This window comes from Williamsia herbipolensis (genome assembly GCF_000964005.1).
GTDB classification, from domain to species: Bacteria; Actinomycetota; Actinomycetes; order Mycobacteriales; family Mycobacteriaceae; genus Williamsia_A; species Williamsia_A herbipolensis.
In genome coordinates this window covers 1-24,245 of the sequence record NZ_JXYP01000019.1, presented here as the reverse complement: position 1 = coordinate 24,245, position 24,245 = coordinate 1, and the positions used below count along the sequence as shown (strand labels likewise).

Here is a 24,245-nt window from a genome sequence, read left to right as displayed (position 1 = left end):
GTCGGGCCGCTGATCGCCACATGTCCAGGTCACGAGTCTAGGTCGCCTCCGACCCGGCGGGTCGGGCAGGCCGCACGGGTCAGCCGACGGTGGGGGGATCGACCTGGACACGCAGCACCCCGGACTCATGTGTGGAGGTGCGGTGGACCTGGGCGACCCGGATGGCCTCGACCAGTTCGCGACCCCCCGTGCGCGGTACACGCAGCAGCACGCGTTCGATGCGGCCGGTGGCGGTGTCGACCGACCCCGGTCGGTCGGCTCCCGCGGGTGGGCGGGCGTCGCCCGGAAGGTCCACCGGACCCAGGATCTCGGCGGTGTCGGGCAGCGTGACCGAGCGGACGAACTCCCCCACCGTCGACGCCGAGCCGTCCACCGACACCATGGTGACCGCGGGCGGCAACCGGAGCTCGACCCGCTGGCGGACCTCCTCGGCGGCGAACCCGACGGGGTCCCACCGGATCGCGGCCTGCACCACCGCCAGAGACGCGTCGGCGACGACGACCGCGGATCCCGTGTGTGCCACGAGGGTGAGGACCGCGAGCCACCGACGCAGCGTCTGTTCACCGGCGCGCAGGTCGGCGCGGTCGAGCTGCGCCCACGTGTCGAGGAGGATGGCCGCGCCGTAGCCGCCGGGGACCACCGGTTCGGCTCCCGGGGTGGCCACGACGACCCGCGCACCGGACTCGACGGTGTCGACGACGGTGCTCCCCCCCGAGGTCACCACGGGGACGCCGGGGAACGCCTTGCCCAGTTCCTCGGCGGTGCGTCGCGCCCCGGCCGTGAGGGCCCGCAGATGCGTGTCGCCGCATTCGGCGCAGCGGAAGGACGATTCGCCGCGGCCACACCAGCGGCAGGTGATGGCGACCGGTGACCCGTCACGGGGCGAGGTCGGACCGTCGGCGAACATCGGGCCACGACACCGCCGGCACCGGACGCGGGTGCGACACCGTTCGCACGCCAGCGAGGGGTGGTATCCGCGCCGCGGGACGCTGATGAGCACGCCGGTGTCGTCGGCGAGCGCACGGCGGGCGGCGTCGAACCCGATGGCGGGGATGCGGGCCACCCGGGCCATGGGGTCACGCGCGATCTGCCGGTCGTCGTCGCTGATCGCCGCGATGCGCGGCGCACGGTCGCGGACCGTCGCCCGCTCGGCGACGAGATCGTGCATCCACCCGGACTCGACGAGGATCTGGGTCTCGGCGGTGCGCGAGGTGCCCCCGATGACCAGCGCGCATCCCGTCTCGACGGTGCGCAGCACGGCGACCTCGCGGGGATGGGGGTACGGCGCGCGCGGTTCGGCGAGGCTGTCGTCGCCGTCGTCGAAGACCACGATGAGCCCCAGGCGGTGGACCGGGGCGAATCCGGCACTCCGGGTGCCGACGACGACATCGGCCGTTCCCCGCAGCACCCGCAGCCACCGGCGATAGCGGGTCGACGGACCGAGACCGGCCGACAGGGCGACCACCCGGTCTCCCAGTGCGGCACGACAGGCCGACTCGACCCGGTCGAGATCGCGCTGGTCGGGGACGACCACGATCACCCCGTGGCCGCCCCGGACGGCGTGCGTGGCCAGTTCGGCGATCCGGGCCGCCCAGTCCTCCCCCGGCAGCGCCTGCCAGGCGGCACGCCCGGGGCCGCCGGCGCCGATGAGCTCGGTGAACGCCGCAGCCCCGCGATAGGACGACCATCCCGCGGTGTCGGGTGCCCCGGGAACGGGGAGTTCGGTCGCCGGGGGTTCGGCGAGCAGGGTGGGTGCCTGTTCGGTGCGGCCGTGTCGCGGCGGGATCGCCAGGCGCACCACGTCGGTGGTGGTGCCCGCGTAGCGCGCGGCGACGGACCGGCAGAGTGCGAGGAGTTCGGGGGTCAGCACCGGCTCATCGGAGACGACGCGTTCGAGCCATCCCAGGCGGCCCGGGTGGTCGCTGGCCTCGAGCCGGTCGAGGACGAACCCGTCGACGAGGCGGCCGGAGAACCGCACGCGGACACGGGTACCGGGACGCGCGGCGGCGTCCTGCTCGGTGTCGACCTGGTAGTCGAACGGCCGGTCGAGGTGGGCCAGGCCGAGGAGTGGGAGCACCGACGCCACCGGCAGATGAGGCGCAGGGCTGCGGGTGGCAGCGCGTGCGCTCATCGTCCGGTGGCGTCGGGTGTCGTGGTCGCGGTCGTCACGACGGTGTGCACCGCGGGGGTGTCACAGACCGGCGGCGGCCTTCAGCTTGTCGGCGCGGTCGGTGTTCTCCCACGGCAGGTCGACGTCGGTGCGACCGAAGTGGCCGTAGGCCGCGGTCGGGGCGTAGATCGGGCGCAGCAGGTCGAGATCGCGGATGATCGCGCCGGGGCGCAGGTCGAACGTCTCGGTGATGGCCGAACGGATCTTGACCGGGTCGATGGTCTCGGTGCCGAAGGTCTCGACGAACAGACCGACGGGCGCGGCCTTGCCGATGGCGTAGGCCACCTGGACCTCGATGCGCGTGGCGAGACCGGCGGCGACGGCGTTCTTCGCGACCCACCGCATGGCGTAGGCGGCGCTGCGGTCGACCTTCGAGGGATCCTTGCCCGAGAACGCGCCGCCACCGTGGCGGGCCATGCCACCGTAGGTGTCGACGATGATCTTGCGGCCGGTCAGACCGGCGTCACCCATCGGCCCGCCGAGCACGAACTTGCCGGTCGGGTTGACCAGCAGGCGGATGTCGGAGGTGTCGAGATCGGGCAGGTCGAGATCGGCGAGGACCGCGTCGACGACGTTGGTCTTGATGTCCGGGGTCAGCATGTTGACGAGGTCGATGTCGGCGGCGTGCTGCGTCGACAGGACGACGGTGTCGAGCCGGACCGGCTTGTCGCCGTTGTACTCGATGGTGACCTGGGTCTTGCCGTCGGGACGCAGGTACGGCAGCGTGCCGTCCTTGCGGACCTCGGTGAGACGACGCGACAGGCGGTGCGCGAGCGCGATCGGCACCGGCATGAACTCGGGGGTCTCGGAGGTGGCGTAACCGAACATCAGACCCTGGTCGCCCGCGCCCTGCTTGTCGATCTCGTCGGTCTGGCCGTCGACGCGCGCCTCGTAGGCGTTGTCGACGCCCTGGGCGATGTCCGGGGACTGCGCGCCGATCGCGACGTTGACGCCGCACGACGCGCCGTCGAAGCCCTTCGACGACGAGTCGTAACCGATCTCGAGGACCTTGTCGCGCACGATCTTCGGGATGTCGGCGTACGCCGAGGTGGTGACCTCACCGGCGACGTGGACCTGTCCGGTCGTGACCAGGGTCTCGACGGCGACGCGCGAGTGCTTGTCCTGCGAGAGGAGGGCGTCGAGGATCGAGTCGCTGATGGCGTCACAGATCTTGTCTGGGTGACCCTCGGTGACCGATTCGCTGGTGAAGAGCCTGGATGCTCCGGCAGAACTCATCTTTTCCTCTCGAACCTCGCGACGAGGTGCAGTCGTGGTGTGGTTGCTACAGATGTTGTGCAGGCACGCCCGGGCGTGATCTGTCCCCCGTGACAATCGTTCAAGGTACACACCCCCACCGACGGCCGGTGACCTGGCCGGGATGGGCGCGTACCCGTGTCTAGTGCGATCGACTCCCGCCCAGCAGGTCACCGACGGCGTCCAGTATTCGGCTCGCCATGAGTGTTTTCGATCCGAGCGGCAGTGCGGTCTCGCTGCCGGTGGTGGCGAGCAGCCATCCGGTGTTGTCGTCGGTCCCGAAGGCCTTGCCGTCGCCGACGGCGTTGACCACCAGCAGGTCACATCCCTTGCGGGCCAGCTTCGCCCGACCGTGGTCGAGGACCCCGCCCGACGCGTCGCCGGTCTCGGCGGCGAAACCCACGATGACGGTGGTGCCGCCGAGTTCGCCGCGATCGCGGGCGGCGACGATGCCGTGCAGGATGTCGGGGTTGGTGTCGAGCTCGATGGGCGCGGGACCCGACGCGCCCTTCTTGATCTTCGACTCCGCGACGCTCACCGGTCGGAAGTCGGCGACGGCCGCGGCCATGATCACCACGTCGGCGTCGCCTGCGCGCTTGCCGACCTCCTCGGCGAGTTCGGTCGCCGTCACGATCGGCACCACCTCGACGCCGGCGGGTGCGACGAGTTCGGTTGTGGCCCCGGCGATCAGCGTGACCGACGCGCCACGATGGGTGGCCGCGCGCGCCAACGCATACCCCTGCTTGCCGGAACTGCGGTTGCCGAGATAGCGCACCGGGTCGAGGGGTTCACGGGTGCCGCCGGCGGTGATGAGCATCCGCACGCCGGACATGTCGTGCGGCAGGGCGTCGGGGCGCTCGAGGAGGACGTCGCCGAGGAGCCCGATCTCGGTCGGTTCGGGCAGGCGGCCCGGTCCGGAGTCGCGTCCGGTGAGCCGTCCCGAGGCGGGACGCAGGACGATCGCGCCGTGACTGCGCAGGGCGGCGACGTTGGCGACGGTCGCGGGGTGCTCCCACATCTCGGTGTGCATCGCGGGGGCGTAGACCACCGGGCACCGGGCCGTGAGCAGCGTCGCGGTGAGCAGGTCGTCGGCCCGTCCGGACGCGGCGCGCGCCATGAGGTCCGCCGTCGCCGGCGCGACGACCACCAGGTCGGCGCCCTGTCCGATGCGGACGTGCGGGACCTGTTCGACATCGGCAAAGACGTCGGGGGTCACCGGATTGCCGCTGAGTGCCTCGAACGTGGCGGCACCGACGAACTCGAGCGCGGCGCGGGTCGGGATGACACGGACGTCGTGTCCGGCCTCGGTGAAGTGGCGGATGATCGAGCACGCCTTGTAGGCGGCGATACCGCCGCCGACACCGACGACGATGCGCCGCGACGGGCCGCTCCCGGTCATCGGCGTCGACCCGCGTCGCTGTTCGCGATCGACCTACTCGCCTTCGGTGTGCTCGAGCAGGTCGCTGTGGATCTCGCGCATGGCGATCGACAGCGGCTTCTCCTGCAGGCCCGGCTCCACGAGGGGGCCGACGTACTCGAGGATGCCGTCGCCGAGCTGGTTGTAGTAGTCGTTGATCTGGCGTGCGCGCTTGGCCGCGTAGATCACCAGGGCGTACTTCGACGATGCGCGGTCGAGCAGCTCATCGATGGGCGGATTGGTGATACCCAGCGGCGTGTCGTAGGCCGGGGCGTCGACGACGCCTGTCGCTGTGGCGTCGGAGCCGAAGGCTGCACTGCTGGTCGGGATGCTCACGCAAAGTCCTCACTTCGTTGTCGATCGGGCGCATCAGCGGGCAATCGGATGCAAACGCGCTGTTCAGGGGAGTCGGTCGGACACCGCACCATGTGGGTCACACTGCAGACGACCGGGGATCCTCACGCCCGACCAGCAAGGATACCAACTCGCGGGCCACGCGGTCGACTTCGTCGTTGACGATGACGTGGTCGAACTCGTCGGCGATGGCCAGTTCGGCGCGTGCGGTCTGCAGTCGGCGCTCGATCACCTCGGGGCTCTCGGTGCCGCGACCGGTGAGCCGTTCGACCAGCACCTCCCAGCTCGGCGGGGTGAGGAAGACGGTGATGGCGTCGGGGAGGCGGTCGCGCACGGCGTGTGCGCCGGCGATGTCGACCTCCACGAGAACGGGTTTGCCGGCGTCGAGGGCGTCGAGCACGGGGCGGGCGGGGGTCCCGGATCGTTGCAGCCCGCCGTGGATCTCGGCCCACTCGAGCAGATCGCCCGCGGCGATCATGGCGTCGAATCCGTCGGCGCCGACGAAGTGGTAGTCGCGGCCGTCGATCTCGCCGGCTCGCGGGGCGCGGGTGGTGGCCGAGACGCTGAACACCAGGTCGGGCATCAGCTCACGCAGACGCCGCACGACACTGGACTTACCGACGGCGGAGGGGCCGACCAGTACCACCAGTCGACCCCTCCGGTCGTGCGATGCCATCTAGTTCTGATCAGTCCTGATCGAACTTCGCGAGCAGCGCCTTGCGCTGCCGATCGCCCAGGCCGCGCAGACGGCGGGTGGGGGCGATCTCGAGTTCGGTCATGATCTCCTGCGCCTTGACCTTGCCCACCTTGGGCAGGGCCTCCAGCAGTGCGGAGACCTTCATCTTGCCGAGGATCTCGTCGGTCTCGGCATCCTTCAGCACCTGCGTGAGGTTGGTGCCTCCACGCTTGAGCCGCTCCTTGAGCTCGGCGCGCGCCTTGCGAGCGGCAGCTGCCTTCTCCAGAGCAGCAGCGCGCTGCTCAGCGGTCAACTGGGGAAGGGCCACGGGTTCCTCCGTATTCGTAGAACTGGGTCGAGTCGCCACCGGGTGGGCAGCGGGTGCTGTGGTTTGCCACAGCGACTGCGACCGTACCGACGTGAGCTGGGATTTGCGACCCCCACCCCGCCATTTCCGCACTAGAGACCGTGTTGTAGAGGATTTCGCCCCGGTCCGACGCCGCCGGCGCCCCCGGCCGCCCCACGATCGCCGATGTCGGCGAAAACAGCTGCGGGACAGCCTATTCGCGCTCAGCGACGACGCCCGGTCGGTCCGCGGCCGTCGAGGTGCGCATGGGACGTGTGTGACGGGTGGTTCGAACCCGGATCGGTCGTAATCGCTCAGCCCGTCGAGCGTGTCGCTTTGCCCTCGTGAGCTGGGGCGAGAGCGCGGACGGCCTCAGCCGCGCAGGGCGGACTCCAGCGCATCGCGCATCGACTCGGTCGCCGCCACGAGAGCCGCGCGGTCGGGACCGGCGCCGAGGATCTCCCGCGAGACCGCGGGCAGGACCCAGCGGTGTGCGCCGTCGAAGATGCGGGCGACGTCGTCGGGCGTGCCGCCCTGCGCTCCGACGCCCGGCGCCAGGATCGGTCCCCCCAGTGCCTCGAGTGACAGACCGTGCGGACGTGTGGCACCGACGACCACGCCCAGTGCGGCGGGTCCGGAGCTGTTTCGGGCCGCGGCGGCGTCGATCACCGACTGCGCGACGGTGGTACCCAGGGCGTCGGCGAGTTGCAGCGCCGCCCCCTCGGGATTGGAGGTACGGGCGAGGACGAACACCCCGCGGCCCGACTCCGCGGCGGCGTCGAACGCGGGGTCGAGCGACCCGAATCCCAGATAGGGCGAGACGGTGACGGCGTCGGAACACAACGGCGACCGCGGCGACAGCCACGCGTGCGCGTAGGCGGCCATGGTGGACCCGATGTCACCGCGTTTGGCGTCGGAGATGACCAGCGCACCCGCCGCGGTGATCTCGGCGATGGCCTCCTCGAGCACGCCGAACCCGGCCGAACCGAATCGCTCGAACAGGGCCACCTGGGGTTTGATCGCGGCCGCGATCGGCGCCACGGCGCGCACCACGGTCTCGGTGAACGCACGCAGCCCGCCGACGTCGTCGGCGAGGCCCCACGCGGCGAGCAGCCCCGGATGGGGGTCCACACCCACGCACAGACGGCCACGGCGGGCGACGGCGTCGAGGTGGCGGCCTGCGTAGTCGGCTCCCCCGCTGCCCGAGCGACCACCCGGATCGGTCACGAGCTGCGCATCACGCGGTGGCGTTCCTGCAGGGACATCACCCCGATGTCACCGCCCAGTGCGGCCTCGATGCCCTGCACCGCCGCGCCGGCGCCCTGGACGGTGGTGATGCAGGGGATGTTCACCGACACCGCGGCGCTGCGGATCTCGTAGCCGTCCACGCGCGGTCCGGAGTTGCCGAACGGGGTGTTGATGACCATCGAGACCTCTCCGGCCCGGATGGTGTCGACGATGGTCACCGCGCCCTCGGGGAGGTCGGTGTCGGAGTGCTTGAACACCTGTGTGCACGTGATCCCGTTGCGGCGCAACACCTCTGCGGTTCCCTCGGTGGCGAGGATGTGGAAGCCGAGATCGGCGAGGCGCTTCACCGGGAACAACAGGGCCCGCTTGTCCTTGTTCGCGACCGAGACGAAGATGTTGCCCGACAGCGGCAACGAGCCGTAGGCGGCGGTCTGCGACTTCGCGAACGACCGACCGAAGTCGGCGTCGATGCCCATCACCTCGCCGGTCGACTTCATCTCGGGGCTCAGCAGCGAGTCGACGCCGGTGCCGTCGGCGCGACGGAACCGGTTGAACGGCAACACGGCCTCCTTGACCGCGATGGGCGCGCCCACCGGGAGGTCACCGCCGTCACCGGTCGCGGGCAGCACACCGGAGGTGCGCAGCTCGGCGATCGACTCCCCCAGCATGATCCGGGCGCACGCCTTCGCCAGCTGCACCGCGGTCGCCTTCGAGACGAACGGGACCGTGCGGCTGGCCCGCGGGTTGGCCTCGAGGACGTAGAGGATGTCGTCCTTGAGGGCGAACTGTACGTTGAGCAGGCCCTTCACCCCGATGCCGTGAGCCAGCGCCTCCGTCGAGCGCCGCACCGCGGCGACGTCGGTCTTGCCGAGGGCGACCGGGGGCAGAGCGCAGGCCGAGTCGCCGGAGTGGATGCCGGCCTCCTCGATGTGTTCCATGATCCCGCCGATGTACACCTCGGTGCCGTCGCACAGGGCGTCGACGTCGATCTCGACGGCGTCCTCGAGGAACCGGTCGACGAGCACCGGGTGCTCGGGGGTGAGCTCGGTCGCGCGGGAGATGTAGCCCTCGAGCGACGGCTCGTCGTAGACGATCTCCATGCCGCGGCCGCCGAGGACGTACGACGGGCGGACCAGCACCGGGTATCCGATGTCCGCCGCGATGGTGCGGGCCTCGGCGAAGGTGGTGGCCATCCCGTACTTCGCGGCGGGCAGGCCCGCGGCGTCGAGGACCTTGCCGAACTCGCCGCGGTCCTCGGCGAGGTCGATGGCGGCGGGGCTGGTGCCGACGATGGGCAGGCCGGCCTCCTCGAGGCGTCGCGCCAGCCCGAGCGGGGTCTGGCCGCCGAGCTGCACGATCACACCGACGACGGTGCCCGAGGCGGACTCGGCGCGGTACACCTCGACGACGTCCTCAAACGTCAGCGGTTCGAAGTAGAGCCGGTCGGCGGTGTCGTAGTCGGTGGAGACGGTCTCGGGGTTGCAGTTGACCATCACCGTCTCGTAGCCGGCGTCGGTCAGCGTCGTCGCGGCGTGCACGCAGGAGTAGTCGAACTCGATGCCCTGGCCGATGCGGTTGGGACCCGATCCGAGGATCAGGACCTTGCCGCGTTCGGTCTGCGGGGCGATCTCGCTGGTGGCGGCGGGATCGGTCTCGTAGGTCGAGTAGTGGTACGGCGTCTTGGCCTCGAATTCGGCGGCGCAGGTGTCGACGGTCTTGTACACCGGGTTGACGCCGAGGGCGTAGCGATGTGCGGCCACAGCCGCGTCGTCGGCGAAATCGGTGCGCAGAGCCGCGATCTGCCGGTCGGAGAAGCCGTGCGACTTGGCCTCGCGCAGCAGGTCCTCGTCGAGGGTGTCGGCTGTGCGGACCCGTGCGCCCAGCGCACCGATGGCCTCGATCTCGGCCAGGAACCAGGGATCGATCTTCGTCGCGTCGAAGAGCTGTTCCACGGTCGCGCCGAGGTCGAATGCCGCCATGATCCGGTAGAGCCGCCCGTCGCGCGGGGTGGCGATGTCGGCGAGGATCTGCTCGAGCGAGTCGTCGGTGGCCGGGTCGGTCCAGAAACCGCCCGCCTTGGTCTCCATCGACCGCATGACCTTGCCCAGTGCCTCGGCGAAGCTGCGTCCGAGGCTCATGCCCTCGCCCACCGACTTCATGGTGGTCGTCAGGGTGTCGTCGGCGCCGGGGAACTTCTCGAACGCGAACCGCGGTGCCTTCACGACGACGTAGTCGAGGGTGGGCTCGAAGCACGCCGGCGTCTCGCCGGTGATGTCGTTGACGATCTCGTCGAGGGAGTAGCCGACGGCGAGCTTCGCGGCGATCTTCGCGATCGGAAACCCGGTGGCCTTCGACGCCAGCGCCGACGACCGCGACACCCGGGGGTTCATCTCGATGACCACCAGGCGGCCGTCGGCGGGGTCCATCGCGAACTGGATGTTGCACCCGCCGGTGTCGACGCCCACCTCGCGCAGGATGTCGATGGAGAGGTCGCGCATCTTCTGGTATTCGCGGTCGGTGAGCGTCATCGCGGGTGCGACGGTGACCGAGTCGCCGGTGTGGACGCCCACCGGGTCGACGTTCTCGATGGAGCAGACGACCACCACGTTGTCGCGGCCGTCGCGCATCAGCTCGAGCTCGTACTCCTTCCACCCGAGGATGGACTCCTCGATGAGGACGTTGGCCGTCGGCGAGGCCGCCAGGCCACCGCCGGCGATGCGGTTGAGGTCGTTCTCGTCGTAGGCCATGCCCGAACCGAGACCGCCCATGGTGAACGACGGACGCACCACCACCGGGTAGCCGAGTTCGGCGACGGTGTCGTGGCACTCGGCCATCGTGAAACACACACGGGAGCGGGCGCTCTCGCCGCCGACCTTGGCGACGATGTCCTTGAACTTCTGCCGGTCCTCGCCGCGCTGGATCGCGTCGAAGTCGGCGCCGATCAGCTCGATGTCGTACTTGGTGAGGATCCCCTGCTCGTGCAGGGCCACGGCGGTGTTCAGCGCGGTCTGCCCGCCGAGTGTGGCGAGCACGGCGTCGATCGGGTGTCCGGCGTCGCGCTCGGCGATGATCACCTTCTCCACGTACTCCGCGGTGATCGGCTCGACGTAGGTGGCGTCGGCGAACTCCGGGTCGGTCATGATCGTCGCGGGGTTCGAGTTCACCAGGCTCACGCGCAGGCCCTCGGCGCGCAACACGCGGCAGGCCTGGGTACCCGAGTAGTCGAACTCGCACGCCTGGCCGATGACGATGGGACCCGAACCGATCACCAGGACATGGTCGATATCGCTGCGGCGGGGCATCAGGCACGCACTCCTTGCATCACGGTGACGAATCGGTCGAACAGGTATGCGGCGTCGTGGGGACCGGCCGCCGCCTCGGGGTGGTACTGCACGGAGAACGCGCGACCGTCGACGAGCTCGACACCCTCGACGGTGCCGTCGTTGGCGCAGGTGTGGCTCACCCGTCCCCGCCCGAAGTCGGTGTCGAACTCCTCGCCCGCCTCGCCCTCGAGGGCGAAGCCGTGGTTCTGCGCGGTGATCGACACCAGACCGGTGGTGTGGTCGATCACCGGGATGTTGATGCCGCGGTGACCGAACTTCATCTTGTAGGTGTCGCGGCCCAGTGCGCGGCCGAGGATCTGGTTGCCGAAGCAGATGCCCAGCAACGGGATCCGGCGGTCGAGCACGCTGCGGGTCAGCGCGACGGCGTCGTCGGCGGTGGCCGGGTCGCCGGGTCCGTTGGACAGGAACACCCCGTCGGGAGCGAGGTCGGTGACGACCTGCGGATCGACCGACGATCCGAACACGTGCACGCGGACACCGCGCTGCGCGAGCATCCTCGGCGTGTTGGTCTTGATGCCGAGATCGATGGCGGCGACGGTGAACCGGTGTTCCCCGACCGCGTCGACGACGTACTCGGAGTCGGTGCTGACCTCACCGGCCAGGTCGGCGCCGGCCATCGACGGCGCCGAGCGCACCCGGTCGAGCAGCACGTCGGTGTCGGCGAGAGCGTCACCGGAGAAGATGCCCGCGCGCATCGACCCGTGGTCGCGCAGGACGCGGGTCACGGCGCGGGTGTCGATGCCTGCGATCCCGACGACACCCTGCTCGACGAGCGCGTCGTCGAGGGTTCCCGTCGACCGCCAGCTCGACACCCGGCGGGTCGGGTTGCGCACCGCGTATCCGGCCACCCAGATGCGCCCGCCGCGGCTCTCGTCGTCCTCGGTGTTCCAGCCGGTGTTGCCGATCTGGGGGGCCGTGGCGACGACGATCTGCCGGTGGTAGCTGGGGTCGGTGAGGGTTTCCTGGTAACCGGTCATCGCGGTGCAGAACACCGCCTCGCCGAGGGTCTGGCCGGTGGCGCCGAACGCCGTGCCGGTGAACACCTGCCCGTTCTCGAGCACCAACACCGCTGTGGTCATGATCGTTGCTCCTTCGCTGTGTCGGTGGGGTTGTCGTCTGGTCCGTCGGCCGCCGGATCGGGTGTGTCGGTGGTCTTCGGGGGGTCGAGTTCCACCCAGGTCGGATAGACGCTCTTGTCGTCGGCGCGCACACCGGAATCGATCTCGGTCCCCGACGGCAGACGCCAGCGGATCACCAGCACGCCGTCGGCGGTCATCACCTTGCCGGCGAGGCCGCGCTCGGTGCGGACCGCGACGAGCGACTCCCGCGGGATCCAGATGGGGTTCGCGCCGTGCCGGCTGAGCAGGATGCCGTTGTCGAACGCGGAGAACTCCGTCGACGCGCGGTCGCCGTAGTCGCCGACGGCCACCCGGTCCTGCCAGCTCGGTGCGACGGTGGACCCGACGTAGAGCCCGGTGTGCGGACCGAACCGCAGCGCTCCGGGATCGAGCGGGACCTCGGGGAACGCACCGAGCAGATCCTGTTGTCTGCGTGCGCGATTGCGCCATCCGCGCAGCATGAGCGCGATGACCCCCAGCCACGCCAGGACGACGATCGCCACCACCAGCACACCGCTCATCGGTATCGCACCTGTCCGTCGAGCGCGGTCACCCGACCGCGCAGGACTGTCGCGACCACCCGTGCGGGCAGCGTCATCGTGTCGAACGGCGTGTTGGCGCTGAGGCTCGCCAGCGCGCTGCGCGACACCGTCCACTCCGCGTCGGGGTCGACGACGGTGAGGTTGGCCGGCTCGCCGACCGCGATCGGGCGCCCCTGATCGGGGAGACCGACGATCTGTGCGGGTCGCTCGCTGAGAACCCGGGCGACGCCACGCCAGTCGAGGCCGTCGGGCCCCACCACGGTCGCCGCGATCACCGACAGCGCCGTCTGCAGACCGAGCATGCCGGGCCGGGCCTGAGCGAACTCGCAGCACTTGTCCTGCTCGGCGTGCGGTGCGTGGTCGGTGGCGACGCAGTCGATCACACCGTCGACCAGTGCCTGTCGCAGGGCGACACAGTCGCTGCTCTCCCGCAGCGGCGGGTTGACCTTGTTGACCGCGTCGTAGGTCTGCAGGCGGGAGTCGTCGAGGAGCAGATGGTGCGGCGTCACCTCCGCGGTGATCGCGATGCCCTGCGCCTTGGCCCACCGCAACAGTTCGACGGTGCCCGCGGTCGACGCGTGGCAGATGTGCACCCGCGCACCGGCGTCACGGGCGAGGATCGCGTCGCGGGCGACGATCGACTCCTCCGCCGAACGTGGCCAGCCGGCCAGACCCAGGCGGGCCGCGGTGGGCCCCTCGTGGGCGATGGCACCGACGGTCAGTCGTGGTTCCTCGGCGTGCTGGGCGATGAGGACCCCGAGTCCGCTCGCGTACTCCAGGGCGCGGCGCATGAGCAGCGGATCGTGGACGCACTTGCCGTCGTCGGAGAACATCTTGACCTGCGCGACACCGTCGGCCATCGCGCCCAGTTCGGCGAGGTGGGTGCCCTCGAGGCCCACGGTCACCGCACCGACGGGGTGGACGTCGACGAGACCGACCTTCTGACCGCGTGTCCACACGTGGTCGGTGAGCACGGCCGAGTCGGCGACCGGATCGGTGTTGGCCATGGCGAACACCGCGGTGTAACCGCCGAGAGCTGCTGCCGCCGAACCGGTCTCGATGGTCTCGGTGTCCTCGCGACCGGGCTCGCGCAGGTGGGTGTGCAGGTCGACGAAGCCCGGCAGCAGCACACCACCGTGGCCGTCGACCCTCTCGACCCCGTCGGCCGAGAGGTCGGTGCCGATCTCGGTGATCACGCCGTCGACGACGAGGAGGTCGACAGCGTCGCCCTCGCCGTAGGGACGCACATCGGCGATCAGCAGCTGCTCACTCACGACACACCCTCCTCGTCGGTCCCGACCAGCAGTCGGAACAGCACGGCCATCCGCATGTGCACCCCGTTGCTCACCTGCTGCAGGACCGTGGCGCGGGGTGAATCGGCCACCGAGAAGCCGATCTCCATGCCGCGCAGCATCGGGCCCGGGTGCAACACGATGGCGTCGTCGTCGAGCAGGGCGAGGCGGCGTTCGCTCAGGCCGTACCGGATCGAGTACTCCCGCGCCGACGGGAAGAACCCACCGTTCATGCGCTCGGCCTGCACGCGCAGCACCATCACCGCGTCGACACCGGGCAGGGTGGCGTCGAGGTGGTGGGACACCTCGACGGGCCATACCGACACACCGACCGGCAGCAGTGTCGGCGGCGCGACGAGCACCACCTGCGCCCCGAGGGTCGCCAGGAGGTGCGCGTTCGACCGGGCGACCCGCGAGTGCAGGATGTCGCCGACGATCGCGATGCGCCTGCCCTCGAGGGAGCCGAGTCGCTGCCGCAGCGTCAACGCGTCGAGCAGTGCCTGCGTGGGGTGTTCGTGGGTGCCGTCGCCGGCGTTGATGACCGCCGGCCCGTCGCCGTCCTCGGAGGTCCACCGCGCGATCTGATGGGCCGCACCCGAGGCGGGGTGGCGCACGATCAACGCGTCGGCGCCTGCCGCACGCAAGGTCTTGGCGGTGTCGCGCAACGACTCCCCCTTGCCCGCAGAGGAACTCGAGGCACTGACGTTGATGACGTCGGCGCTCATCCACTTGCCCGCGACCTCGAACGACACCCGGGTGCGCGTGGAGTTCTCGTAGAACAGGGTCATCACGGTGCGACCGCGCAGCGTCGGCAGCTTGCGGACCTCACGGCCGAGGAGCGCCTGTTCGAACCGTTCGGCCTCGTCGAGGAGTCCGTGCGCGGCCGCGGCGTCGAGGTCGTCGACCGAGAGCAGGTGTCGCATCAGCGTGTCCGCCTCTCGCCGGCGGCCGGCCGAGTCGCTGCGGATCGGGCGGCCGGGGCGAGGACGACCTGGTCGATCCCGTCGTGCTCGACGAGCTGCACCGAGACGTCCTCGGTGCGCGAGGTGGGGATGTTCTTGCCGACGTAGTCCGCGCGCAGCGGCAGTTCACGGTGCCCGCGATCGACGAGGACCGCGAGCTGTACCGCCGACGGGCGTCCGAGATCGCGGAGGGCGTCGAGTGCCGCCCGGACGGTGCGACCGGAGTAGAGGACGTCGTCGACGAGGATCACCAGCGCCGCGTCGACGCCACCGGCGGGAACCGAGGTGCGCTCGAGGGGCCGGTGCGGCTGTGCGCGCAGGTCGTCGCGGTAGAGGGTGATGTCGAGGTACCCGACACCGACGTCGACGCCGGAGAACTCACGGATGCGGTCGACGAGACGTTGGGCGAGAGTCGTTCCTCGCGTGGGGATCCCGAGGACCACGACCCGGGGCGCCTGCGGGTCGTCGAGTGCGGTCTTCTCGATGACCTGATGGGCCATCCGCGCGATCGTCCGGGCCACGTCACCGGAATCGAGGAGAATCCGCCGATCATCGGGCGCGCCGTCTGCCGGTGTCACCTACCCGACCTCCTTCTCCGCCTCACGGGACGGATCGTTAAAGGATGCCTGCTTCCGCGGAGAACCTTAACAGTCGCCGCGCGCCGAACCCGCCTCGAGCGAGCTGCGTCACTCGCCGGCGGTGTCGGGCTCCGATCCGGTCGCGATCGACGCGGCCCGCACCTGCGGGGCGAGGGTCACGATCCGACCGAGCACGCCGTTGACGAAGGCGGGCGACTCATCGGTCGACAGTTCCTTGGCGAGCTCGACGGCCTCGTCGACCACGACGACGGGCGGGACGTCGTGGGTGTTGAACAACTCCCACGCCGCGAGGCGCAGGATCGCGCGGTCGACGGCGGGCAGTCGGGGCAGGGTCCACTCGCGCAGGTGCGAGGTGAGGACGGCGTCGATCTGTGCGCGATCGGCGGTGAGGCCCTCGACGACCCGGGCGGTGTAGGGATGGATCATCCCGATGCTCTCGTCGTCGACGACGAGCTCACGCCGCTGCGCGATGAGCTCCATCGGCGAGACGTCCTTGGCCTCGGCCTCGAACAACAGGTCGACGGCGCGTTGCCGCGCCTTGTGTCGGGTTCCGGGTTGTTTCACGCGGCCCTCACACGCAGAGCGGACGAACCGAGGTCACGAGTTCACGCGACCGAGGTAGTTGCCGTCGCGGGAGTCGACCTTGAGCTTGTCGCCGGTGTTGATGAACAGCGGGACGTTGATCTCGGCGCCGGTCTCGAGCGTCGCCGGCTTGGTGCCGCCGGTCGACCGGTCACCCTGCACACCGGGATCGGTCTGGGCCACGAGCACCTCGACGGTGACGGGGAGCTCGACGTAGAGGGGGTTGCCGTCGTGCATGGCGACCTGGACCTTCATGTTCTCGAGGAGGAACTTGTGGCCGTCGCCGAGCGTCTGCGGACTGACCGAGATCTGCTCGTAGTTCTCCGAGTCCATGAAGACGAAGTCGGCGCCGTCCTTGTAGAGGAACGTCATGTCCCGTCGGTCGACGGTCGCGGTCTCGACCTTCACGCCGGCGTTGAACGTCTTGTCGACGATCTTGCCCGAGAGCACGTTGCGGATCTTGGTGCGCACGAACGCCGGACCCTTACCGGGCTTGACGTGCTGGAACTCCTGGATCTGCCACAACTGGTCGTCCATCCGGAGAACGAGCCCGTTCTTGAAATCTGCGGTACTGGCCACGTGTGTGTCGCTTCCTTCCACCCGCGAGCGGGCGCATGGTCATCGTCGTCGGGACGTTCGGACGCCCCTAGATGACGGAGAATGATTTGTCGGTGGTGGTCAGCAGCTCGGGAACGCCCTCGCGGACCACCAGCGTGTCCTCGATGCGGACACCACCTCTGCCGGGCAGGTACACACCGGGTTCCACGGTGACTGCCGCACCGCATGGCAGTGTACCCGTCGCACTTGCACCGATCGCCGGCGCTTCGTGTATCTGCAGACCGACGCCGTGTCCGAGGCCGTGGACGTAGTTCTCGCCGTACCCCGCGGCGTCGATCACCGCGCGTGCGGCGGCGTCGACCCCACGCGCGTCGGCGTCGGGCGCCAGCGCCTCGCGACCCACCTGTTGGGCCGCGGCGACGAGGTCGTAGATCTCCCGCTGCCAGTCCGCGGCGTGGTCGAGGACGTAGGTGCGCGTCATGTCGGAGTGGTACCCGCCCACGACGGCCCCGAAGTCGATCTTCACGAAGTCGCCGGAGGCGAGCACGGCATCGGTCGGACGGTGGTGCGGTACCGCGGAGTTGGCTCCGGCGGCGACGATCGTCTCGAAGGAGATGTCGTCGGCCCCGCACGCGTACATCTCCCATTCCAGGGCGCGTGCCACCTGCCGCTCGGTCTGCCCGGGCACGATGACGCCGCGTTCGATGATGGTGGCCAGCGCCACGTCGGCGGCCTGACAGGCCTGCCGCAGCAGCTCGATCTCGCTCTCGTCCTTCACCACCCGCAACTGCTCTACCCGCGGCCCCAGGGCCACGAGGCGGATCGAGGGGCTCGTGGCGTCGGCGTCGGCACCCAGCGCACGCCAGGTCGCGACCGTCATCGCGTGTTCCTCCACCGCGACCACCGATCCCCCGGCGAACCCGCCGAGCAGGGTCGCGGGGCAGTTCCGACCGATCACCCCGACCAGGTCGGGGACCTGCTCGGACACCTGCGTCACGTACCGACCGTCGGTGGCGATGCGGTCGTCGTCGGGACCGCTCGCGGCGATCGCGACCGCGGCGTTGGAACCGGTGAACCCGGTCAGGTAGCGGACGTTGACGAGGTCGCCGATGAGGGCGTGATCGGCGCCGACGTCGGTCAGGGCCGCGCGCAGACGGTCGCGACGAGCCCGATGGACGTCGTGCGGATCGGTCACCGACGGTGCCAGGGAGGTCATCGCAGCCACGCTACCGCGCAGGAAGTGTGTGTTGCGGCACACGGCGCCGAGGGCGTTGGGTACGCTTCCGCCCATGGTTGCCTGGTTGTTGCGTGGTGTGTCGATGTCGGTGGTCCACGTGGTGGCCCGGGTGCTGCTCGGTCTCGCGATCGTGCACGCCCCGTTGCAGGGCACGTACTGGAAGACCATCGCCGTCGCGGTCGTCGTCCTCATCGCGATCATCTGGGGCGGCGTCGACGGCATCGCCGACGGTCGCGCCCACGACGACCCCGAGGACTACGACGACCTCACCATCCGCTGGCTCAAGGCCGGACTGTTCACCGGTGTCGTCTCGGCGATCGTCTCGTGGGCCCTGAGCAACTACCTGGTCGCGGGTATGGGTCAGAACTCGATCTTCGTCGAGATCTTCGCGGGCGGCTCGTTCACCACCCTGCTGGTGTTCCTCGCCGCACTCGTCGGCGCCGCGGTGGGACGCCTGCTAGCACGGCGCCAGCGCGCCAAGAACACCAAGCAGAACAGCGACGCCGACACCTCGCAGCGCCAGACCGCCGACAGCCACTGAGGCCGCGCCCCGCGGACCGGCCCTCGAACGGTCGGCGCCCGCGGCGTGCGGGTCAGAGCAGGATGCCCCCGGGCGACGCCGACCGCGCGATCGCGGAGTAGGCGGCGACCAGCAGACCGGGATCGGGACCCTCGAGTCGTCCCGGCCGAGCCAGCCCGTCGAGCACCACGAACCGCAGCATGCCCGACCGGTTCTTCTTGTCCCCTGCCATCGTCTCGAGCAACGCCGGGAAGGCGTCCTCGTCGTAGCCGGTGGGCAGCCCCACCGACTCCAGGATGCTGCGGTGTCGATCGGCGGTGGCGTCGTCGAGGCGCCCGGCCAGACGGCCCAGTTCCGCGGCGTACATCAGACCGACCGAGACCGCGGCCCCGTGGCGCCACCGGTACTGCTCCCGACGTTCGATCGCGTGGGCGAGGGTGTGGCCGTAGTTGAGGATCTCCCGCAGTGACGACTCGCGCAGATCGGCGGCCACCACATCGGCCTTGACCTGTACCGAGCGTCGGATCAGTTCGGGCAGAACCGATCCCGACGGATCGCGTGCGGCGACCGGGTCGGCCTCGATCAGGGTGAGGATCTCCGGATCGGCGATGAACCCGGTCTTGATGACCTCGGCGAGCCCGGCGATGATCTCGTTGGGCGGCACCGTCTCGAGGGTCGCGGTGTCGATGAGCACCGCACGGGGCTCGTGGAACGAGCCGACCAGGTTCTTGCCCGCGTCGGTGTTGATGCCGGTCTTGCCACCCACCGCCGCGTCGACCATGCCGAGCAGCGTCGTCGGCAGATGGATCACGCCGATGCCGCGCATCCAGGTGGCGGCGACGAACCCGGCGAGGTCGGTGGCGGCACCGCCGCCGAGGCCGATGACCACGTCGTTGCGCTTCATGCCGATCCGACCGAACACCTCCCAGCAGAAGGCTGCCACCGACAGGTCCTTGCCGGCCTCGGCGTCGGGGATCTCGATGCGATGGGCGTCGAAGCCCGCCTCGGCCAGCACCTCGCGCACCGCCTCTGCGGTCTTGATCAGCGGCGGCTGATACAGGATCGCGATGTGGTCGGCACCGCCGGCGGCCGTGACGAGATCGGTGAGGAGATCACGCCCGATCACCACGTCGTACGGGTCGGCCGTGGCGACCCGGATGCGGGTGGGCTCGGTGTGGGTGGGCTCGGTGGTGGGCTCGGTCACGAGGAGGCCTCTCGGGGATCGGGGTGGTGCGGGTGGGAGCGGTCCGACGACGGCGTCGCGGGGTCGAGCAGCACACGGATACGCCCGGCGACGGTCACGGGGTCGGCGTCGTCGGTGTCCACACGGACGGTCGCCACCTCGGCGTAGACCGCGGCCCGTGCGGCGTGCAGGGCGACGTACCGCTCTCGCGGGGTGCGGCCGTCGGCGTCGACCTGCAGGAGCGGACGGGCCGAACCCTCGACCCGGGCGAAACCTGCGGCGGGTGCGACATAGAGGTGCACGACCCGATGCCCGGACAGGACGCGCCGGACCTCGGGGCTCAGGACGGCGCCGCCACCGAGGGCCACGACACCACGGTGATTGGTGAGCACATCGGAGATGACCGCGGTCTCGACCTCACGGAACCGTTCCTCGCCGTCGGTGGCGAAGATGTCGGCGATCGACCGCCCCGTGCGTCGGACGATCTCGTGATCGGTGTCGAGGTACTCGACGCCGAGATGGGCGGCCAGCACCGATCCGACCGTCGACTTCCCCGCACCCATGAACCCGATCAGGACGACGGGTCCGGCCGTGCCGTTCGCGGGTGGGTCGGAGGTCATCCGGCGGCGGGACGCGGAACCGAGGCGGCGGCGTCGCCGTGGGCGAGGCGTGCGGCGACACGCTCGCGGTAGCGCGCCACGTTGTCGGCGGTCTCGGTCACCGAGTCGCCACCGAATTTGTCGAGCGCCGCCTGCGCGACGACGAGCGCCACCATCGCCTCGGCGACCACTCCCGCGGCGGGGACCGCGCACACGTCCGACCGCTGGTGGATGGCGCTGGCTTGTTCGCCGGTGGACATGTCCACGGTCGACAACGCACGCGGCACCGTCGAGATCGGCTTCATGGCCACACGGACGCGGAGGTCCTCACCGTTGGTCATGCCGCCCTCGAGGCCGCCGGCACGGTTCGTCGAGCGCAGGACGCCGTCGGGCCCGGGGACCATCTCGTCGTGGGCCTGGCTGCCGCGGCGGCGGGCGGTCGCGAAACCGTCGCCCACCTCGACACCCTTCATCGCCTGGATGCCCATCAATGCCGATGCGAGACGTGCGTCGAGCCGGGTCTCACCGCTGACGTGGGAGCCGAGGCCGACCGGCAGGCCGGTCACGATGACCTCGACGACCCCGCCGAGGGTGTCGCCCTCCTTCTTCGCGGCCTCGATCTCGGCGATCATCGAGGCCTCTGCGGTCTCGGACGCGGCGCGCACCGGGCTGGCGTCGATGCGGTCGAGATCGGCCGGCGTGGGGCTCGGACCGTCGAACGGGTCGGACGCCCCGATCGACACCACGTGACTCAGGACCTCGGCGCCGAGCACCTGACGCAGGAAGTTGCGTGCCACGGTGGCGGCGGCGACGCGTGCGGCGGTCTCGCGGGCGCTCGCCCGCTCGAGGACCGGACGGGCGTCGTCGAAGTCGTACTTGAGCATGCCGGAGTAGTCGGCGTGGCCGGGGCGCGGGCGGGTGAGCGGGGCATTGCGGGCAACATCGGCCAGCTCGGCGGCGTCGACGGGGTCGGCCGCCATCACCGTCTCCCACTTGGGCCACTCGGTGTTGGCGATCTCGATGGCGACGGGGCCGCCCTGGGTGAGGCCGTGCCGGACACCGCCGACGACGGTGACCTTGTCGGCCTCGAACTTCATGCGGGCACCGCGGCCATGGCCCAGCCGCCTGCGGGCGAGCTGGGCGGCGATGTCGTCGGACGTGACCGAGACACCGGCGATCATCCCTTCGACGAGGGCGACCAGGGCGGGGCCGTGGGATTCTCCGGCAGTTATCCAGCGCAGCACGAGTGATCATTCTTCCACGTCGGTGTGCGGCCTCCCGCCGCACGTGCGTCAGCCGGCGGGCAGCAGCCCACCGGCGATCAGCGCGGCGGCCACCAGGGCGGGCCCGTGCGGCCGCGGCGCGCGACCCTCACTCCCCCGGCCCCGCACCGCGATCACCCCGGCCGCGGCGAGGCTCAGCAGCGATGCGGCCACCACGACGACGAGAGATCGGCCCGGGTCGGCCACGAGGCCACCGAGCGCCGCGGCGAGCTTGACGTCACCACCACCGCACCCGCCGGCGAGGCAGGTGAGCAGGTACGGCACCGACAGCGCCAGGACCGACAAGGCGACACCCCCGTGACAGGTCGCCGCGACCGCTGCCGCGATCACCGCGGGCACGGTCAGCCGGTTGGGCAGTGTGCGTGAGCGCAGGTCGTGGCCGGTGAGCACCATCAACCATGCCGGGACCACCAGCAGGGTCACCGCGCAGACGGCCGAGGTCGTGATCACCCGATGATCGTGGGCGATGGCGGCGCACCGCGTCGCGTCCGATGTGGTCCACCTGGGGACAACCGACGGCGCAGTCACCGGTGTGTCACAACTGTGGATCGATACCGATGCCGACCCGGCTCCCCAGGGGTCAGCGGGCGAGGGCGGCGGCCATCGCATCGCGCGGGGCCGCTCGGCCGGTGAACAGTTCGACCTGGGTGACGGCCTGGTGGAGCAGCATCACGAGCCCGCCCGCGACCGCGCCGCCGCGGTCGGTGACGGCGGCGGCCAGTGGGGTCGGCCACGGGGCGTAGATGGCGTCGACGAGGCGCGGCGACGCCGCCACCGACACCGCCAGAGGGGCCGCGGCCTGCGCGGGCACCGTGCTGACGGTGACCGCGGCGGACGCGCAGCGTGACGCGAGATCGTCCGAGGGCGCGAAGTCGACCACCTCGGCGGAGAGTCCGAGCGTGTCGGCGAGCTCGAGAAGTGTTGTGGCGCGGGCGGTTTCGCGGACCACCACCGTCACCGATCCCGCACCGGCGGCGGCCAGGGCGGCCAGCGCCGGGCGCGCGGTCCCGCCTGCTCCGAGCACGACCGTCGAGGCGCCGTCGAGACTCTCGGCACCCAGTTCGCGCAACGCCCCGGTCACCCCGTCGATGTCGGTGCAGTCCGCCGACCATCCCGCCGGTGTGCGCACGAGGGTGTTCGCCGAACCCACCATGGCCGCCCGCCCGGTGACCTCGTCGGCGTGGTCGAGGGCGGCCACCTTCGCGGGCATGGTCACCGACAGCCCGACCCAACTGTCGTCGAGACCGTCGACGAGGTCACCGAGTTGCTCTGCGGTGCACTCGATCCGCTCGTAGGTCCAATCCGCGAGTCCCAGTGCGCGATAGGCCGCCAGGTGCAGGTCGGGGGAACGCGAATGACCGATCGGCGACCCGAGGACCGCGGCCCTACGGACCGTCGACGGTGCAGCGGTCACCGGCATCCGACGGCGAGGACCTTGTTGTCGCAGGCCTTCTGCCGGTTGCGGAGGTGTTCGGCGTAGTCCTCGGTGAACAACGTCGTCCCCTGCGGGTCGACGGCCACGAAGTAGATCCAGTTGCCGGCCGGTGGGTTGTCGGTGGCCTGGAGTGGGGCCTTGCCGACCGACCCGATGGGTGTCGCAGGGAGGCCGTTGACCTGGTAGGTGTTCCACTTCGTGTCAGCGGTGTACGCGTCGCCGGAGACGTCGATGTTCACCACCGCAGCGGTGTAGTTCGCGGTCGAGTCCATCTCCAGCTTCTGGTTCTTGCCCAGGCGGTTGAGGATGACGCGGGCGACCTTGCCGTAGTCGTCGGGATCGGCGACCTCCTTCTCGACCACCGACGCCGACACCAGGTTCTGGTACGGGCTCAACCCGGTGTCGTTGCGGTCGAGCAGTCCCCACTGATCGAACAGCGTTGCGCTGGTGGTGATCAGGTACTTGAGCATGGCGGTCGGCGACAGCGTCGGGTCGATGGCCTCGAACGCCACGGGCGCGATGAGGCCCTCGATGCGTCGATGGTCACCGTTGAGGCGTTCCACGTCGGCCGTGGCCCACGACGGCACCCCGAGGTCGGTGGGCGAGGCGGTCGCGGCGGCCTGGGCCAGTTGCTCCTGGGTGACCCCGGATCGGCGGCCGTCGATCGTGACCGTGGTGGCCTGCGCGATCATCGCGAAGATGCCCGTGCTCGGCGAACCGTCGGCGGTCTGCTTGGTGTCGAGTTGGCGGCCCGGCGGGATCACCACACGGCCCACGCGGTTCGCGTCGCCGTCGAGCATCGACACCGCCGTCGCCGCCGGGATCCCGGTCCGGAGTTTGTAGAACCCTGCGGAGATGGAGCCCGATCCGGCGGCGTCGGTGAACGCGCGCACGCTGGCGACCACGCCGCGGTCGCGCAGGATCTGACCGAATTGGGTGAGGGTCGAGTCCTGCGGGATGGAGACGAGCACGTCCCCGGTACCGGATGCGTTCGAGTAGTCGTCGTCGTCGACGAAATAGCCGGTCATCCGCAGGCCGACGTATCCCAGCGAACCGATGACCGCGACCATGAAGACCATCACCAGCGCCAGCACCACCCGGCGTCGTCGCTTACGGGCCTGCATCTGTGCGGTCGCGCGGCGACCGTGGCCACCTCGGTCGCCACTGCGGCGGCTGCGGGGCCCGGGGTCACGGCGCGGGTCGTCGCCGGGGATGTCGGGACGGCCGAGGGGCGCCGTGGCCGGGTCGTCGCCCACCGGTGCCCACATCGCCTGATCGGCCTGGGGCGCCGAGGTGGGACCGGGGCCGCCGTCCTGGGCTCGGTCGTCGTGTCGGAACCGCTCGTCGTGTCGGAACCGCTCGTCGGGTCGGTGCCGCTCGTCGGGTCGGTGCCGCTCGGGCGCGCGGTCGATCGGGGGGATCGCCCGGGGCTGGGCGCGCCGGGGCTCCTGCCACAGCGCTTCGCCGGCGGTGTCGGCACGCCCGTCGTCGCTGCGGGTACGTCGTGGGTCGAGCGGGGGGAGGTC

General features: G+C 70.5%; 23 protein-coding genes. 1 reads left to right on the top strand and 22 read right to left on the bottom strand.

What is annotated here, in order from left to right; genetic code table 11:
- Positions 1 to 79: 79 nt before the first annotated feature.
- The 16 genes from TU34_RS09695 to TU34_RS09620 form a co-directional block, all read right to left on the bottom strand.
- Positions 80 to 2,131: a primosomal protein N' gene (locus TU34_RS09695; RefSeq protein WP_160298518.1), complete on the bottom strand. Its 2,052-nt coding sequence runs from the start codon at positions 2,129 to 2,131 to the stop codon at positions 80 to 82.
- A gap of 60 nt (positions 2,132 to 2,191) precedes the next feature.
- The gene (metK, locus tag TU34_RS09690) at positions 2,192 to 3,406 is read right to left on the bottom strand and encodes a methionine adenosyltransferase (protein WP_045822679.1); all 1,215 of its coding nucleotides are present in this window, start codon (positions 3,404 to 3,406) and stop codon (positions 2,192 to 2,194) included.
- 160 nt (positions 3,407 to 3,566) lie between these two features.
- Positions 3,567 to 4,823 carry a bifunctional phosphopantothenoylcysteine decarboxylase/phosphopantothenate--cysteine ligase CoaBC gene (coaBC, locus tag TU34_RS09685; protein ID WP_045822678.1) on the bottom strand — a complete coding sequence of 419 codons (1,257 nt, stop codon included), beginning with the start codon at positions 4,821 to 4,823 and terminating at the stop codon, positions 3,567 to 3,569.
- Between the two features lie 33 nt (positions 4,824 to 4,856).
- Positions 4,857 to 5,177, bottom strand: coding sequence for a DNA-directed RNA polymerase subunit omega (gene rpoZ / locus TU34_RS09680; protein WP_408068724.1), 321 nt, complete (start codon positions 5,175 to 5,177; stop codon positions 4,857 to 4,859).
- Between the two features lie 97 nt (positions 5,178 to 5,274).
- Positions 5,275 to 5,871, bottom strand: a complete 597-nt coding sequence (gene gmk, locus TU34_RS09675; protein WP_045822677.1) for a guanylate kinase — start codon at positions 5,869 to 5,871, stop codon at positions 5,275 to 5,277.
- Between the two features lie 10 nt (positions 5,872 to 5,881).
- Positions 5,882 to 6,199, bottom strand: coding sequence for an integration host factor, actinobacterial type (mihF, locus tag TU34_RS09670; RefSeq protein WP_045822676.1), 318 nt, complete (start codon positions 6,197 to 6,199; stop codon positions 5,882 to 5,884).
- Positions 6,200 to 6,589: 390 nt separating this feature from the next.
- Complete coding sequence (pyrF, locus tag TU34_RS09665; protein ID WP_045822675.1) at positions 6,590 to 7,444, bottom strand: orotidine-5'-phosphate decarboxylase; 855 nt, start codon at positions 7,442 to 7,444, stop codon at positions 6,590 to 6,592.
- Positions 7,441 to 10,767, bottom strand: a complete 3,327-nt coding sequence (carB, locus tag TU34_RS09660; protein WP_045822674.1) for a carbamoyl-phosphate synthase large subunit — start codon at positions 10,765 to 10,767, stop codon at positions 7,441 to 7,443. The genes pyrF and carB overlap by 4 nt, the downstream gene beginning before the upstream one ends.
- Positions 10,767 to 11,888 carry a glutamine-hydrolyzing carbamoyl-phosphate synthase small subunit gene (carA, locus tag TU34_RS09655; RefSeq protein ID WP_045822673.1) on the bottom strand — a complete coding sequence of 374 codons (1,122 nt, stop codon included), beginning with the start codon at positions 11,886 to 11,888 and terminating at the stop codon, positions 10,767 to 10,769. Before carA ends, carB begins: the two co-directional genes overlap by 1 nt.
- Positions 11,885 to 12,448: a PH-like domain-containing protein gene (locus TU34_RS09650; RefSeq protein ID WP_045822672.1), complete on the bottom strand. Its 564-nt coding sequence runs from the start codon at positions 12,446 to 12,448 to the stop codon at positions 11,885 to 11,887. Before TU34_RS09650 ends, carA begins: the two co-directional genes overlap by 4 nt.
- Positions 12,445 to 13,743 (bottom strand): dihydroorotase, encoded by a 1,299-nt coding sequence (locus TU34_RS09645; protein WP_045822671.1) that lies wholly within the window; start codon positions 13,741 to 13,743, stop codon positions 12,445 to 12,447. Before TU34_RS09645 ends, TU34_RS09650 begins: the two co-directional genes overlap by 4 nt.
- Complete coding sequence (locus tag TU34_RS09640; RefSeq protein ID WP_045822670.1) at positions 13,740 to 14,684, bottom strand: aspartate carbamoyltransferase catalytic subunit; 945 nt, start codon at positions 14,682 to 14,684, stop codon at positions 13,740 to 13,742. Before TU34_RS09640 ends, TU34_RS09645 begins: the two co-directional genes overlap by 4 nt.
- Positions 14,684 to 15,301 (bottom strand): bifunctional pyr operon transcriptional regulator/uracil phosphoribosyltransferase PyrR, encoded by a 618-nt coding sequence (gene pyrR / locus TU34_RS09635; protein ID WP_045822669.1) that lies wholly within the window; start codon positions 15,299 to 15,301, stop codon positions 14,684 to 14,686. Before pyrR ends, TU34_RS09640 begins: the two co-directional genes overlap by 1 nt.
- Positions 15,302 to 15,409: 108 nt before the next feature.
- Positions 15,410 to 15,886 carry a transcription antitermination factor NusB gene (gene nusB, locus TU34_RS09630; protein WP_045822668.1) on the bottom strand — a complete coding sequence of 159 codons (477 nt, stop codon included), beginning with the start codon at positions 15,884 to 15,886 and terminating at the stop codon, positions 15,410 to 15,412.
- A 33-nt stretch (positions 15,887 to 15,919) separates the two neighbouring features.
- Complete coding sequence (gene efp, locus TU34_RS09625) at positions 15,920 to 16,483, bottom strand: elongation factor P (protein WP_045822748.1); 564 nt, start codon at positions 16,481 to 16,483, stop codon at positions 15,920 to 15,922.
- A 67-nt stretch (positions 16,484 to 16,550) separates the two neighbouring features.
- The gene (locus TU34_RS09620) at positions 16,551 to 17,678 is read right to left on the bottom strand and encodes an aminopeptidase P family protein (RefSeq protein ID WP_150116473.1); all 1,128 of its coding nucleotides are present in this window, start codon (positions 17,676 to 17,678) and stop codon (positions 16,551 to 16,553) included.
- Positions 17,679 to 17,751: 73 nt separating this feature from the next.
- Here TU34_RS09620 and TU34_RS09615 point away from each other — a divergent pair, with 73 nt between their 5' ends.
- Positions 17,752 to 18,240, top strand: coding sequence for a B-4DMT family transporter (locus TU34_RS09615; protein WP_045822667.1), 489 nt, complete (start codon positions 17,752 to 17,754; stop codon positions 18,238 to 18,240).
- A 52-nt stretch (positions 18,241 to 18,292) separates the two neighbouring features.
- Here the strand turns inward: TU34_RS09615 and aroB are convergent, their stop codons facing one another.
- From aroB to TU34_RS09585, 6 genes are all read right to left on the bottom strand, one after another.
- A complete protein-coding gene (gene aroB / locus TU34_RS09610; protein WP_045822666.1) occupies positions 18,293 to 19,423 on the bottom strand; it encodes a 3-dehydroquinate synthase in 1,131 nt (376 codons plus the stop codon).
- Positions 19,420 to 20,022: a shikimate kinase gene (locus TU34_RS09605; protein ID WP_045822665.1), complete on the bottom strand. Its 603-nt coding sequence runs from the start codon at positions 20,020 to 20,022 to the stop codon at positions 19,420 to 19,422. Before TU34_RS09605 ends, aroB begins: the two co-directional genes overlap by 4 nt.
- Complete coding sequence (gene aroC / locus TU34_RS09600) at positions 20,019 to 21,245, bottom strand: chorismate synthase (protein WP_045822664.1); 1,227 nt, start codon at positions 21,243 to 21,245, stop codon at positions 20,019 to 20,021. Before aroC ends, TU34_RS09605 begins: the two co-directional genes overlap by 4 nt.
- A 48-nt stretch (positions 21,246 to 21,293) precedes the next feature.
- A complete protein-coding gene (locus tag TU34_RS22980) occupies positions 21,294 to 21,734 on the bottom strand; it encodes a prepilin peptidase (RefSeq protein WP_160298517.1) in 441 nt (146 codons plus the stop codon).
- 130 nt (positions 21,735 to 21,864) lie between these two features.
- Positions 21,865 to 22,704: a shikimate dehydrogenase gene (locus TU34_RS09590; protein ID WP_045822663.1), complete on the bottom strand. Its 840-nt coding sequence runs from the start codon at positions 22,702 to 22,704 to the stop codon at positions 21,865 to 21,867.
- On the bottom strand, positions 22,695 to 24,245 hold a 1,551-nt coding region (locus TU34_RS09585), incomplete at its 5' end, for an endolytic transglycosylase MltG (protein ID WP_052688842.1). The genes TU34_RS09585 and TU34_RS09590, both read right to left, overlap by 10 nt.

Bases quoted from the DNA above. Each gene is read 5' to 3' on its own strand.
- TU34_RS09695 (WP_160298518.1), bottom strand. From the start codon at position 2,131: ATGAGCGCACGCGCTGCCACCCGCAGCCCTGCGCCTCATCTGCCGGTG.
- metK (WP_045822679.1), bottom strand. From the start codon at position 3,406: ATGAGTTCTGCCGGAGCATCCAGGCTCTTCACCAGCGAATCGGTCACC.
- coaBC (WP_045822678.1), bottom strand. From the start codon at position 4,823: ATGACCGGGAGCGGCCCGTCGCGGCGCATCGTCGTCGGTGTCGGCGGC.
- gmk (WP_045822677.1), bottom strand. From the start codon at position 5,871: ATGGCATCGCACGACCGGAGGGGTCGACTGGTGGTACTGGTCGGCCCC.
- carB (WP_045822674.1), bottom strand. From the start codon at position 10,767: ATGCCCCGCCGCAGCGATATCGACCATGTCCTGGTGATCGGTTCGGGT.
- carA (WP_045822673.1), bottom strand. From the start codon at position 11,888: ATGACCACAGCGGTGTTGGTGCTCGAGAACGGGCAGGTGTTCACCGGC.
- TU34_RS09650 (WP_045822672.1), bottom strand. From the start codon at position 12,448: ATGAGCGGTGTGCTGGTGGTGGCGATCGTCGTCCTGGCGTGGCTGGGG.
- TU34_RS09640 (WP_045822670.1), bottom strand. From the start codon at position 14,684: ATGCGACACCTGCTCTCGGTCGACGACCTCGACGCCGCGGCCGCGCAC.
- TU34_RS09620 (WP_150116473.1), bottom strand. From the start codon at position 17,678: ATGACCTCCCTGGCACCGTCGGTGACCGATCCGCACGACGTCCATCGG.
- TU34_RS09615 (WP_045822667.1), top strand. From the start codon at position 17,752: ATGGTTGCCTGGTTGTTGCGTGGTGTGTCGATGTCGGTGGTCCACGTG.
- TU34_RS09605 (WP_045822665.1), bottom strand. From the start codon at position 20,022: ATGACCTCCGACCCACCCGCGAACGGCACGGCCGGACCCGTCGTCCTG.
- TU34_RS09590 (WP_045822663.1), bottom strand. From the start codon at position 22,704: ATGCCGGTGACCGCTGCACCGTCGACGGTCCGTAGGGCCGCGGTCCTC.